At 68.8% G+C, this 12,960-nt stretch carries 13 protein-coding genes; 5 read left to right on the forward strand and 8 right to left on the reverse strand.

Annotated elements, in window-relative coordinates; all coding sequences use genetic code 11:
* Window positions 1-64 precede the first annotated feature (64 nt).
* A complete protein-coding gene (locus EX20_RS18410; protein WP_009688930.1) occupies window positions 65-199 on the reverse strand; it encodes an entericidin A/B family lipoprotein in 135 nt (44 codons plus the stop codon).
* A 220-nt stretch (window positions 200-419) separates the two neighbouring features.
* Between EX20_RS18410 and EX20_RS18415 the strand changes: the two genes are divergently transcribed.
* From EX20_RS18415 to EX20_RS32560, 3 genes are all read left to right on the forward strand, one after another.
* Window positions 420-1,715, forward strand: coding sequence for an aspartate carbamoyltransferase (locus EX20_RS18415; RefSeq protein ID WP_034194295.1), 1,296 nt, complete (start codon window positions 420-422; stop codon window positions 1,713-1,715).
* 358 nt (window positions 1,716-2,073) lie between these two features.
* Window positions 2,074-2,658 (forward strand): nucleotidyltransferase family protein, encoded by a 585-nt coding sequence (locus EX20_RS18420; protein WP_014725380.1) that lies wholly within the window; start codon window positions 2,074-2,076, stop codon window positions 2,656-2,658.
* Between the two features lie 168 nt (window positions 2,659-2,826).
* Window positions 2,827-2,970, forward strand: a complete 144-nt coding sequence (locus EX20_RS32560) for a hypothetical protein (protein WP_165487640.1) — start codon at window positions 2,827-2,829, stop codon at window positions 2,968-2,970.
* A 46-nt stretch (window positions 2,971-3,016) separates the two neighbouring features.
* Here the strand turns inward: EX20_RS32560 and panE are convergent, their stop codons facing one another.
* Entirely contained in the window at window positions 3,017-3,955 is a 939-nt protein-coding gene (gene panE, locus EX20_RS18425; RefSeq protein WP_034194296.1) for a 2-dehydropantoate 2-reductase, read from the reverse strand.
* Window positions 3,956-4,213: 258 nt separating this feature from the next.
* On the opposite strand from panE, the gene EX20_RS18430 reads away from it, so the two are divergent.
* Complete coding sequence (locus EX20_RS18430) at window positions 4,214-5,767, forward strand: methyl-accepting chemotaxis protein (RefSeq protein ID WP_011882580.1); 1,554 nt, start codon at window positions 4,214-4,216, stop codon at window positions 5,765-5,767.
* Window positions 5,768-6,182: 415 nt separating this feature from the next.
* On the opposite strand, the gene EX20_RS18435 is transcribed toward EX20_RS18430, so the two are convergent.
* On the reverse strand, window positions 6,183-6,884 hold the full coding sequence (locus tag EX20_RS18435; RefSeq protein WP_034194297.1) for a LuxR C-terminal-related transcriptional regulator: 702 nt from the start codon (window positions 6,882-6,884) through the stop codon (window positions 6,183-6,185).
* Between the two features lie 356 nt (window positions 6,885-7,240).
* Between EX20_RS18435 and EX20_RS18440 the strand changes: the two genes are divergently transcribed.
* Entirely contained in the window at window positions 7,241-7,732 is a 492-nt protein-coding gene (locus EX20_RS18440; RefSeq protein WP_011882582.1) for a hypothetical protein, read from the forward strand.
* Between the two features lie 93 nt (window positions 7,733-7,825).
* Here EX20_RS18440 and EX20_RS18445 read toward each other — a convergent pair whose 3' ends face one another.
* From EX20_RS18445 to EX20_RS18465, 5 genes are all read right to left on the reverse strand, one after another.
* Entirely contained in the window at window positions 7,826-9,202 is a 1,377-nt protein-coding gene (locus EX20_RS18445; RefSeq protein WP_224383361.1) for a sigma-54 dependent transcriptional regulator, read from the reverse strand.
* Between the two features lie 144 nt (window positions 9,203-9,346).
* Entirely contained in the window at window positions 9,347-9,931 is a 585-nt protein-coding gene (locus EX20_RS18450; RefSeq protein ID WP_011882584.1) for a hypothetical protein, read from the reverse strand.
* A 151-nt stretch (window positions 9,932-10,082) separates the two neighbouring features.
* The gene (locus tag EX20_RS18455) at window positions 10,083-11,861 is read right to left on the reverse strand and encodes a hypothetical protein (protein ID WP_034194299.1); all 1,779 of its coding nucleotides are present in this window, start codon (window positions 11,859-11,861) and stop codon (window positions 10,083-10,085) included.
* Between the two features lie 44 nt (window positions 11,862-11,905).
* On the reverse strand, window positions 11,906-12,187 hold the full coding sequence (locus EX20_RS18460; protein ID WP_011882586.1) for a hypothetical protein: 282 nt from the start codon (window positions 12,185-12,187) through the stop codon (window positions 11,906-11,908).
* 74 nt (window positions 12,188-12,261) lie between these two features.
* Entirely contained in the window at window positions 12,262-12,852 is a 591-nt protein-coding gene (locus EX20_RS18465; RefSeq protein WP_011882587.1) for a hypothetical protein, read from the reverse strand.
* Window positions 12,853-12,960 lie beyond the last annotated feature (108 nt).

Raw genomic sequence — 12,960 nt, forward strand, 5'->3', positions numbered from 1 at the left:
CACCGGCCCGCCCCGCGACGGCGGGACGGGCCGGTGTGTTCCGCGCAAGCCGGAACCGTTCGGCTTACTTCGCCTTCTCAGCCGTGTCGCTGATCGCCTGGCCGCCCTTCGAAATGTCCTGCCCCATGCCGGCAACGGTATTGCAACCGGCGAGCGCGGCGGTCACCACCAGCAGCATTGCAGCAATCGTACGCGTCATTCTCATTCTCCTTCGAGTCAACAAGCCCGACCGGGCAGATCGTGTCAGGCGGCGCGTCCCGCGGCATGCGGCATGCGGAACACGGGGCCTGAACGGATTATACGGAGACGCCCGCCGCGCGCCAGTGCACGCAGCGTCGCGGCCGCGCAGATTTTGCTTGACTTCGCCGTCGCCCGAACTAATATACGCATCGCGTATATTTTCCACCAGGGTGCCGCCGATGACCGTTCCCCAGCAAGCCTTCCTGCGCGACGCGATGCGCCGCCTCAACATGACGCGCGAAGCGTTCGCGAGCCGCATCGGCGTGAGCCGCCGTGCGCTCGATACGTGGCTGCTGCCCGACGATTCGCAGGAATCGCGCGGCATGCCCGAGATCGTCGAGCGCTTCGTCTCGGAAATCGTCGGGCGCGCAGGCCCGGATGGCGAAGACTATACGCAAAGCGTAGACAAGCAAGGCCTCGCGAAGCAGTTCCTGTTCGAAGGCAAGCCGCAGTTGATCTCGGTGGACCAATTCTCGCGCGACTCGGTGGAGGCGCTGTTCCGCGTCGCCGACGTGATGCAGCCCATCGCGCGGCGCCACAAGATTTCGCGCGTGCTCGAGGGCGCGGTGCTCGGCAACCTGTTCTTCGAAGCGAGCACCCGCACGCGCGTGTCGTTCGGGGCGGCGTTCTGCCGGCTCGGCGGCTCGGTGTGCGACACCACCGGCTTCACGTTCTCGTCGATGGCCAAGGGCGAATCGATCTACGACACGAGCCGCGTGATGGCCGGCTACGTCGACGCCCTCGTGATCCGCCACCCGGAGAAGGGCTCGGTGGCCGAATTCGCGCGCGCGACCAACCTGCCGGTGATCAACGGCGGCGACGGCCCCGGCGAGCACCCGAGCCAGGCGCTGCTCGACCTTTACACGATCCAGCGCGAATTCTCGCGCCTGGGCAAGATCGTCGACGGCGCGCATATCGCGCTCGTCGGCGACCTGAAATACGGCCGCACCGTCCATTCGCTCGTCAAGCTGCTGGCGCTGTATCGCGGGCTGAAGTTCACGCTGGTGTCGCCGCCGACGCTCGAGATGCCCGCGTACATCATCGATCAGATCACGACGAACGGTCACGTGATCGAGCAGACCAACGACCTCGCGGCCGGACTGCGCGGCGCGGACGTCGTCTACGCGACGCGGATCCAGAAGGAGCGCTTCACCGACGAATCGTTCGAAGGCTACACGCCGGAATTCCAGATCAACCAGGCGCTCGTCGACTCCGTATGCAAGCCCGACACGCTGATCATGCACCCGCTGCCGCGCGACAGCCGGCCCGGCGCGAACGACCTGTCCGTCGACCTGAACCGCGATCCGCGCCTCGCAATCTTCCGCCAGACCGACAACGGCATCCCCGTGCGAATGGCGATCTTCGCGGTGCTGCTCGGCGTCGAGAATCTGGTTCAGCACTCGATGCGCGACGCGACGTGGCGCCCGCCTGCGTATCTCGGGCCGGAGGACGCGGTGTTCCACGGGATCGATTGACGCGCAGCGGCGCCGCGCGGCCGGATTCGTTCGCATCCGGCCGCGAACGCCGATGCCGGCAGCGCGAGCACGCGCGTCGCGGCGCATGTCGCCGGTCGCCGGTCGCACTCGCCAGCCGCCAGCCGCCAGCCGCACAACTATCGTCACGATCATCGGTAACGCGAGCGGCGTCCGCGCCTACGCGGCGATGCACGGCTCAGCACGTGCAACCCGCTGCGCTCGACGCGACCATGCACGAACGCAACCGCTCGCCGACATTCTTTCCGCCACCCATCCGCCTGCGTCGGTAACATCGGCACTTGCCGATCGCCGACCGCTCCCGCACAATCGGCCCACCTGCCCTCCTCTCCCCGCGCCGATGTCCTATGCGTCACTCGCCACCGGCGTCCTGCTCGCCGGCGGTCTTGGTCAACGCTTCGATCCAACGGGGCTGCACAGCAAGCTGCTCGCACGGCTGCCCAACGGCACGCCGGTCGCGGTCGCCGCTGCGCGGCACCTTGCGGCGGCGACGGCGGACGTCGTCGCCGTCGTGCGTCCCGGCGCCGAAAAACTCGCGATGTTGCTGAACGAAGCCGGCTGCCAGGTCGTCTACGCACCCGACGCGATGCGCGGCATGGGCGCGAGCCTCGCAGCCGGCGTGCGCGCGGCGCCGGACGCGACCGGCTGGCTCGTCGCGCTCGCCGACATGCCGTGGATCGCCGCATCCACCTACGAAGCCGTCACGCGCGCGCTAGATGCCGATCGCGCATCGATCGTCGCGCCGATGCATCGTGGCGTGCGCGGTCATCCGGTCGGCTTTGCTCTGCACCATTACGATGCGCTCGCCGCGCTCGACGGCGATACGGGCGCCCGCGCGCTGTTCGCCAGCGCGCCGGTGCAGCTGCTCGACGTCGACGATCCGGGCATCGTGCGCGACGTCGATACGCCGGCCGATCTGCGCTGACGTCGACGCGCGCCGCCAGCGCAAGGTCCGAGATTCGGTGCGATATCAACCGCCGAGCGAATATCGCAGGCAATCGCACTGCAAACGCGTGCCCGATTGCCTATAACGAAGACGAGGCGCGCTCACCGCGCCGTCCGCTTCCCCTGTCACGCATTGCGCGAGCTCTCCATGGATCACACTACCCCGATGCCCGAGCCCCCGGCCGACCCGAACCGCGATCCGGAAGACGACCCGTTGTCGCCGCCGGCGCCCGGCCACCCTCACGAGAATCCGCAACAACCGGACGGGCCGCCGAGCAAGGATCCGGTTTAGCCGACGGTTGCGCACGCATCGCGCATCGTGTGACCCGCAACAGCCATTAAGCGGCCGCGCTTTCCCGCGCGACGCGCGCCTCGTAAGGCTTCAGATGGTTGTACGCGATGCGCAACAGCGACAGTGCATCCGCCGCATGCGGGTCGCGGCGCGCGAGCAGATCGCCGAGCACGTGATCGGCTTCGACGCGCGCGCGGTTCTCGACGTCGCGCAGCATCGATGCGGTCAGCGGCGACGGCGTCAGCACCATTCGCTGCATCCGCTCGATCGCGGCCGGCTCCGGGCGATAACCGTTGTGCGCGGCAATCGCGCTGCACTCGTCGAGCATGGCCTCGAGCAGGCGGCGCCCGTCCGGCGCGGCGAGAATATCGCCGACCGAACCGCGAAACAACGACGTGCTCGCGGCCAGGGTCGCGAGGAACACCCACTTGTCCCACATCCGCGCGACGATGTCGTCGCTGAGCGTCGCGTCGAAGCCCGCGCCGCCGAGCACGTCGGCCACCGCGCGCACGCGTGCCGATTCGCCGCCGCCCAGTTCGCCGAACGACAGGCCGTGCGTGTCGTTCAGATGTACGATCCGCTGCTCGCGATCGAGCGTCGCCGCGATCACGCACAGTCCGCCCAGCACCCGCTCCGCGCCGAACCGCTCGCGCAGCACGTCGAGATGACGCATCCCGTTGAGCATCGGCAGAATCAACGTCGACGGCCCGACGAACGGCGCGAACGACGCGATCGCGTCGTCGAGGCTGTACGCCTTGCAGCTGAGCAGCACCAGATCGAACGGCGCGGCCGCGTCGCCGGTGCGTAACGTCTGCACATTGGCGAGCGTCAGGTCGCCGCGCGGGCTGCGAATCATCAGACCATCGCGCGCGAGCGCCGCCGCGCGACCTTCGCGCACCAGGAACGTCACGTCGCGCGCGGCCGCCGCGAGGCGTCCGCCGAAATATCCGCCGACCGCGCCGGCCCCTACCACCAGAATCCGCATCGCTGCCTCCTTTCGCCTCGTTCAATGCCGCCACGCGGGCCGCTCGCCGGCCCGGCGCATGGCCGCAATCGTCAGACAGTATAGCCACACAACCTATGCATATGCAGGGATGACCGCAGGCCGGCATGCGACGTTCGCAAGACATCTAAGGGATTTCCCGCCTACGGGAACGGTCGCGTCGAGCCGACAAACAAGTAAACCAGAAGTAAACCGCTAGGCCGTCCCGGCGCGCCTGCTTGACCGACCGACCTGATACCCATGCGCACCCTTTCCCTGAACCAGAAACTCGCTTCGATGATCGTCATCCTGTGGCTCGGCCTGCTCATGATCGCCGGGATCGGCGCGTGGCAGACGCGCACGTCGATGACGGCAGACCGCCGCGACCAGTTGTCCACGCTGGTTGCGCAGGCAACCAACGTCGCCGATCACTTCTACAAGCTGTCGCAGCAGAACGCGCTGTCCGAAGCCGACGCGAAACAGAAGGCGCTCGAAGCGATCGCCGCGATGCGCTACGGCACCGACGGCTACATCTCGATCAACGACTCGAAGCCGGCGATCGTCATGCATCCGATCAAGACGGAGCTCAACGGCAAGGACGTGTCGAACTTCACCGACCCGGACGGCAAGCATCTGTTCATCGAGATCGTGAAGGCCGGCAACGCGGACGGCGGCAAGGGCTTCGTCGAATACATGTGGCCGAAGCCGGGCGCCGACAAGCCGCAGGCCAAGACCAGCGCGGTGCAGCGCTTCGCGCCGTGGGACTGGTATCTGGTGACGGGCATGTACATGGACGACGTCTATGCGGCGGTGCTCGCGAGCGTCGGCCGCTGGCTCGTGATGACGGCCGTGCTCGGCGCGGCCGCGACCGTCGTGATGGTGCTGGTGCTGAAGAGCGTGCGTGCGAACCTCGGCGGCGAACTCGAGACTGCGCTCGACGCCGCGCAGCGCATCGCCCAGGGCGACCTCACCACGCGCGTGACGGTGAAGCAGGACGATCGCGGCAGCCTGCTGCACGCGCTGCATTCGATGCAGAGCGGCCTGATCGACATGGTGTCGCGGGTGCGGGCCGGCACCGAGAACATCAACGTCGGCGCGAGCGAGATCGCATCGGGCAACACCGACCTGTCGCAGCGCACCGAGGAGCAGGCGGCCGCCCTCGTGCAGACCGCATCGAGCATGGACGAGATGACCGCCAACGTGAAACAGAACGCGGACAGCGCGGCGCAGGCCGCAACGCTGGCAGGCCAGGCCGCGCAGGTCGCGACGCGCGGCAGCGAGGTGGTCGACGACGTCGTGCGCACGATGAACGAGATCACGGCCCGCTCGCACAAGATCGGCGACATCATCGGCGTGATCGACGGGATCGCGTTCCAGACCAACATCCTCGCGCTGAACGCGGCCGTCGAAGCGGCGCGCGCGGGCGAACAGGGCCGCGGCTTCGCGGTGGTCGCGGCCGAGGTGCGCTCGCTCGCGCAACGCTCGGCCACGGCGGCGAAGGAAATCAAGTCGCTGATCGTGTCGTCGAACGAAACGGTCGAGCACGGCGCGACGCTCGTCACGCACGCCGGCGAAACGATGACCGAGATCGTGCAGTCGGTGCGCCGCGTCAACGAAATCCTCGACGAGATCAGCCACGCGTCGCGCGAGCAAAGCGCCGGGATCGAACAGGTCAACCGCGCCGTGGGCGAGATGGATCAGGTCACGCAGCAGAACGCGGCGCTCGTCGAGCAGGCGGCCGCTGCCGCGCATTCGCTGCGCGACCAGGCCGAGGCGCTGCGCGACGCGGTCACGCGGTTCTCGTTGCCGGCATGACGGGCTGATACCGGCCTGATACCGGCGCGCTTGCGGCGCGCTGCTGCACCCGGCGCGCTCGCGTCGGGTGGCTGGCCGGGGCTCACATTCGGTTGCGTGCGGTGTCGATGCGACGACGCACGCACGTGCGCTTCATAGGCGCGAACGCCCCCTTGCGCGGCGACGATCGCGCGGCGAACTGGCGTCTCGTGTCGCGGCCGGTTACGCAATTGCCCGGCCGTCCCCGCGGGGCGCACGTCGATCGAAGATGTATCGGCCGCGGCCGTTCAGATCCCTTCGTCCGTTTAGCCCGCTCGGCGCATTCGGCCCACTCCGCTCATTCACCCTTCCCACCGATCGGCGTTCACGGCCGATCGCATACCGCCCCACCGCGCGACCTTGCCGCCATCGACATCGCGCATACGCGTCGGCATCGTCATTCGCGCTGCATCACCGATACCGCACCCGCGCCGCGCAGCCGCCCTGCAGCCTGTCCGCCGCCGAAGCCGAGTGCGGCCGCCCGTTGAATCAGCTCGACATCGTTGTTCACGCCGAGCTTCTTCATCGCGCTGATCTTTTGCGCACTGACCGTCTGCTTGCCCTTGTTCAGCCGCTGCGCGATCGTCTTGATCGGCATGCCGTCGAGATACAGGCGGATCACCTCGATTTCGCGCGTCGACAGCTTGACGGGCGGCCCGTCCTGTTCGGCAATCGCATCGAGCGCGCTGCGCACGAGCGGCGACACATAGCGTCCGCCGCTGTAGGTCGAATGGATCGCCGTGACGATGTGGCCGACATCGTCGAACTTGCTGACGAGACTCGGACAGCCCTGCGCGACGATCGAGCGCAGGATCACCGGGCTCTCGCTGCCGACCAGCGCGACCGTCCCGACGCCCGGGCGCATGCGCCGCAACCATGCGAGCAGCGCCAGACAGTCCATCGGCGGGCCGCCGCGGATCGAATAGTCAACCAGCGCGATATCGCAGTCGACATCGGCCAGCGCCGCGACCATGTCGGACGGGCTCCGGTAGGCGCCGACGAGCTCGATCGCGCACGCGTCGCCGGCGATATGCTCGACGCCGGCCAGCGTCAGCGGCCAGTCGTACGCGAAAACGGTGCGAATGTTGAATTTCCCCATGCGTGGTTCCTGAAGGTCGCGTGGCCGCGCGACGCGACACGTCGCGACGCGGCCGGTTGGGCGGTGACTCCGCGGGCGGGATATTTTTATCCCGCCGTCATTCTATGAAACGGCGCGCGGCCGGGATATCGGACGCGGTATAGATGGGCGTCCAGGGACGTAATACGAGTTTGATATTTCGATCGTCGTACGCGATCGCGGACGCGCGCATCGTCCGGACGGCCGACGTTGCGGGCCGTGCGGGCCGCGCCGCCTGCCGGCGCGGTAAAATTGCGGCCCAGCATGCCATTCCGGACGACCGGCCGACGGCAGCGCACGCCCGGCCGTGCGCCACCGGCCGGCCCCCTGCTTCTTCCATGACCGAATCCGATCTGCACTCCGACGACACCACCATCCACGAAGACGGCCTCTGGCGCGACAACGGCTGGACGGCCCGCATCATCAAGAACGAGGACGACGACGGCTGGGCCGTCGAAATGATCAAGGACGGCGAGGCCGAGCCCGCACTCGTCGGCCCGTGGACGATGGGCCGCGACAAGAAGAACCCGAAGCCGATGGATGCGAACGCGTTCCGCACGCTAGTGAAAACCGCGACCGAAGTGCTGATGCGTCACGAGCAGCAGCGCCGCGCGATGCTGCACAAGGAAGTGACCGTGCAGCGCGACGACGGCATCGAGGTGTCGGTGACGCTCGACATCGTGCCGGACGAGTTCGAGCCGTATGCCGAACTGAAGGCGTTCGACCCGTACGGCGAACTGCTGGCCGACGCGAAGGTGTCGGCGGGATTCAAGCTCAACAAGGCCAGCGCCGCACGCTGGATCGAATCGGATTTCGAGCGCCCGGCTTAGGGCCTGTTCACGCCGATAACGGGCTTGCGCTGGCCCCACGAACGCGTTCTTCCGAACAGGCCCTAACGCGGTCCGCTGCGCGTGCACGCCGCGTCACCCATGCAAGCCGTGCGTGGTCATCAGCCGGTACAGCGTGGCGCGCGACACGCCGAGCTGCGCCGCGACGTCGGCATGCTGCTGGCGACGGTTCCGCAGCAGCATCTCCTCGATCGTACGGCGCTCCGCCTGCCGGCGCGCCTCCACGAGCGTCGGCGGGCGGCGCAACCGGTACTGGCTCAACTCGAGATCGTCGGCCGAGATCAGCGGGCCGTTCGTCATCACGACCGCGAAGCGGATCCGGTTGATCAGCTCGCGCACGTTGCCCGGCCATGCATAGTCGTGAATCGCCTCGATCGCGCACGGCATGAAGCCGCGAATCCGGTGCGGGCTGTCGCCGCGATAGCGCTGCAGCACGTGATCGGCGAGCAGCATGATGTCGCGACCGCGCGCACGCAGCGGCGGCTCGTCGATACGCAGCACGCACAGGCGGTAATACAGATCGGCGCGAAAGCGCCCGGCCCGCATCGCCGCCTCGAGATCGACGTGCGTCGCGGACACGATCCGCACGTCCACCGGCACCGACGCGTGCGCGCCGAGCCGCTCGATCGTGCCTTCCTGCAGAAAGCGCAGCAGGCTCGCCTGGCTCTCGAACGGCATGTCGCCGATTTCATCGAGAAACAGCGTGCCGCCGTGCGCGGCCTCGATCCGGCCGATCTTGCGCTGGTGCGCGCCCGTGAACGCGCCGCGCTCGTGGCCGAACAGTTCGGCCTGCAGCAGCGTCGGCGGAATGGCCGCGCAGTTCACCGCGACGAACGGCGCGTCGGCGCGCGACGAATGCCGGTGGATCGCGCGGGCGGTCAACTCCTTGCCCGTCCCGGATTCGCCAGCGATGAACACCGCAGCGTCGGTGTTCGCCACCTTGCGGATGGTCGAGAACAGGCGCCGCATCGCGTCGCATGCGCCGATCATCGTGTCGCAGGGCGGCATCGCGAGCGCGGCCGGATCGGCGTGCGCGAGCTTCAGCATCCCGTACGCATGGCCGGCGAGATAGCCGATCGTCTTGCAGCCCGCGGCGCGCGACGCGAAGCCGAAACAGCACTGGCGGATCAGGCGCGCGAGCGCGACATCGCGCAGCAGCGCGTCGTCGGCGAGCGCGACCCAGCCGACGTGCGGGTCGCGCAGCAGCGCCTCGAACGCGGCCGCGTCACGCGCCGCGTCACGCATATTGAACGCGGTGAAGTCGACGATTCCCGCATGCAGGCGGTTCGCCTTCACGAGGTTGAGTGCGTCCGCAACGGACTTGGCGCGCGAGACGTCCCAGCCGCGCGACGCGAGACAGTCGACGAGCGCGGCGTCCGGATACGGCGACACGTAGACGAGCGGGCGCGACGGCGCGGCATGATGGCGCGACGCCGCGACCGGCGGCGGCATGCACGCGATCCGCTCGGTTTCGGGATGGCTCGACAGTCTGATCCGGCAGCATTGATTCACGATGGCCTCGTCACATGGCGTTGTCGGTCGGAGCGGGGCGCGCGACATGGCGCGCGGCCTGCCGGTCCGATCGGGAAAATGACGTTATCGGCAGAACACGACACGCCGCATATAGATCTGCGGTTCGACGACGGGCCGCGCGGACCGGTCCAGCTCGTCGCGATAGCGGCGGTAGGTCTTGCCGTCCACGGTCACGTCGCCGGCGCGCGCCGTCTCGATCGCGGCCAGCGCGTGGCTTTGCCAGTCGTCGACGCGCGCCGATGCCGACAGACTCGATGCACCGGCGATCGTCTGCGTGACCGTGCTGCCGTCGGCCCAGGGCTGCGTCTGCATGTCGTCCGCGTGCTGCATCGCGCCGACCGTCTTGCCGGTCGGCGTCGGGCCGCTCTGCGCGACGAACGGCGCGGCGCGGCCGTACACCGGCGATTGCCATGAAGGCGCGTGGCCTTCCTCGGGCACCATGTAGATCGTCTGCGGATCGCCGACCATCATCATCGGCACGCATGCGGTGTTGTCGGGGCGGCCGAGCGTCGTCAGCGACTGCTGGATGCTCGCGGCGTTCGCGACGCTCTGTTCGTTCAGGATCACGAACACCGCCGGATTCTGAAACAGCGACTGCGCGGCGGCGTGTGCGCCGACCAGCAGCAGAACGATCGAAAGGAACCTCATGATCCGCGCCTCCTGTCCCCTCGACAGGCAAAAAGAGGTGTTGGCCTCGGGGTAGAACCAACACCCGTCAAAGCTGTCGCGCGCATCGCGCAACCGGTTGCGGCGCTTGCCGTGCAGGCGGCATACCAGTTGCATCGAAGCGCGCTGCCGGTCACGACGACGTGCTCGTCGAGACGACGGTCGGCGCGGGCGCGAGCGGCGCCGACGGGGCGGCGTGCTGGTCGATCGCCGGCGTGGCTGTCGCGGGCACGTCCGCGGCTGGCACGGCTGCGGATTCGACCACGGCCGTTGCGTCGGCAGCGCTCGGGGCCGTCGCCGCCACGGGCTGGGCGGCTTCGGCGGCAGGCATGGCCGAGGCGATCGGCGCTTGCGGCGCTTGCGGCGCGTGGTCGACTGCGTTGGCGTCGGCCGTCGGCATGGCCGGTGCGCCGGTGTCGGTCGCGGCCGGCGTGCGCGCTGACGCGTTGGCGGCGAGCGACGGGGCGGGGTCTGCGGGCTTGTCGGCGACCATCGGGGCCTTGTCGGCGGCGGTCGCCGCGGGTTCGGTGGTCTTTTCCGCAATCGTCGACGCAGGCTCCGGTGCCTTGTCCGCAACCGTCGGGACGGGTGCCGACGCATTTTCCGCAATCACTGGTGCAGGCGTCGAGGCCTTTTCCGCAATCACCGACGCAGGCTCCGATGCCTTTTCCGCAACCACTGGTGCAGGCGTCGATGCCTTGTCTGCACTCGTCGACGCGGGCTCCGGTGCCTTTTCCGCAACCGTCGGGACGGGTGCCGGTGCCTGTTCCGCAACCACTTGTGCGGGCTTCGACGCCTCCTGGGCAACCATCGGTGCAGGCTTCGAAACCTTCTCCGCAATCACCGACGCAGGCGCGGGCACCTTATCCCCCGCGACCGGTGCCGGTGCAGGCCGTGACACGTTGTCCGCAACCGTCGCGGCACTCGGCGACACGGCAGCGGTCGCTGCAGCGGGCACCGCGCTCATCGCAGCCGACGCCGCGGCCACGCCCGGCACGACCGCGACCGCCTGCGCACCATTCCCCGCAGCCGCCTGCGCCGCACCCGGCATCGCCGCCGCAGCCGGCGCGCCGATCGGCGCTCCCGCGACGAACGCCCCCGCCTGCCCAGCATTCCCCGCCACCGCCCGCATCTGCACAGGCGCCGGCCCAGCCGCATCGAGCGGCGGCAGCCCCATCCGGTTGCGCACGAGCGGATCGCGGTACTTCAAGTCGTCGGCGACGGTCGCATCGGCGGCAGGCGCGACGTTCGAGCGCGCGAGCGGCGCGGTCGTGCCCGGACACAGGTGGCCGGTCGCCTCGACCGCGCGGCGGTTCGCGTCGCTCTGGCACAGCAGCGCCAGCGCGACGTCGGTCAAGCCCATCGCGCGAAATTCGCGCGCATCGAGCCGTCGCACGCACGCCTGATCCACCAGCGTCGTGCCGCCGGTCGCGCCGAACCCCGGGAACGACACGCCGACGCTCACCGAGCCCATGCAGGTATCGGACAACGTGGTCGTCAGCCCGGGCGCCTGGATCGCCGGGTTCGTCTTGATCGTCTGCGTGCCCGAGTAGTTGACGTTCTCCGCCACCTGCGTGTTGTACGGGCTCGAGCCCGGCGCGCCGGCCGCGAGCGAGCTCGCGCTCTGCGGCGTCACGGTCGAGCCGCCGCTCGTCGACGAAGGCAGCGTCAAGTTGACCTGCACGCTCGAATTGCCGCTGCCGCGCACGCCGCTCGTGCTGCCGCTCGTCGCATTGCCGCCGCGCGAGCTCGTCACGTTGGTATTCATGCTCGAGCCGCCGCCCTGGCCGATGGCCGTCGACGACGTCGAGGACTGCGCGCTTGAAGTCGAGTCGGCGGTCTGCGCATGGGCGCCGATCGTGGCCAGCGCGAACATCGCCGCACTGGCCGCCCTGATCTTGCTGCTGTTCATTTTGATCTCCGGACGAGGTTGGACCGCCCACCCAGGCAACCGCATCAATCCCGTTGCGTTCCTGCCGCTTTGCCTGTTTCCCCGAACTGCTTCCAGCCGCTGCCCAACTGCGACCACGAACCGCCCGGCATGCCCTGCGATGGCGGGGCCGCGGGCGCGCCGGCGGCATTGCCCGGCGACAGCGTGTGTTGCGGTGACGGTTTGGTTGTCTGCTCAGTGTTACTTGACGTCTGTACGTTCGATTGCACGTCGTCGGTCGCGCGGTCGGCGGCATACGCCGTCAGCGACGTGAGCATCACGACGGCGGCAATCAGGTTCTGCTTCATGCCAGCTCCTTACGGTGACGACAACGGCGCAACAGAGACCAGCGTCACCGGGAAACTGGTCCCTTCCACCCGAATCAGGGCGTGCCGGCCGTCGCGCCGGAGCTGCCCTGACTGCCGCCCGACGCCGACGGCGATCCGGCCGGCCCGGTACTCCAGACGGTCGACGTGTTGTAGTGGTTCGAGCCCGCGATCGTCGACGATCCGCCGAAGCCGGCCAGCCCGCTCGCACCCGCGTTCGCGATGCCGGCGTCGTTGCCGCCGCTCGCCGTGTAGTGGTTCGCGCCGAGCACGATCGTGGCGGTCACGCCGCCCGACAACGCATTCGCGTTCTCGGTCGTATTGGCGGTGCCGCCGAACGAGCCCGCGGCGCCGATCCCGCCGCCAGCCGCGAACGCGCCGCCGTTGGTGCCCCACCCGCCGGCCGTCGACGTCGAGTCGTGGTACGCGGACGCCGTGCCGGTCGAGCCCGCAGGCGTCACCGTGCTTCCGGCGCTCGCGCCTGCGACCGAAGTCGTGTTGCTCGTATAGCTGCCGGTGCCGACCAGCACCGAACCCGAGACGCCCGACGCCACGGACTGAGTCTGGTTGAAGGTCGTCGTGCCGGCGGCCGCTGCGGCCGACGACAGCACGGCGAGCGCGGTCGCTAAAAAGACGTTGGCTTTCATAGCAATTCCTTGCGATGACGAAGGTCGGTGGCCGGATCGCCGGGCCGCCCCGTGCGGGGCGATTCCCGGCGTCCGCGCCACCATTCGATGACGAGCGCTGCGCGCGGC

It is taken from the genome of Burkholderia sp. WP42 (genome assembly GCF_000745665.1).
GTDB classification, from domain to species: Bacteria; Pseudomonadota; Gammaproteobacteria; order Burkholderiales; family Burkholderiaceae; genus Burkholderia; species Burkholderia vietnamiensis.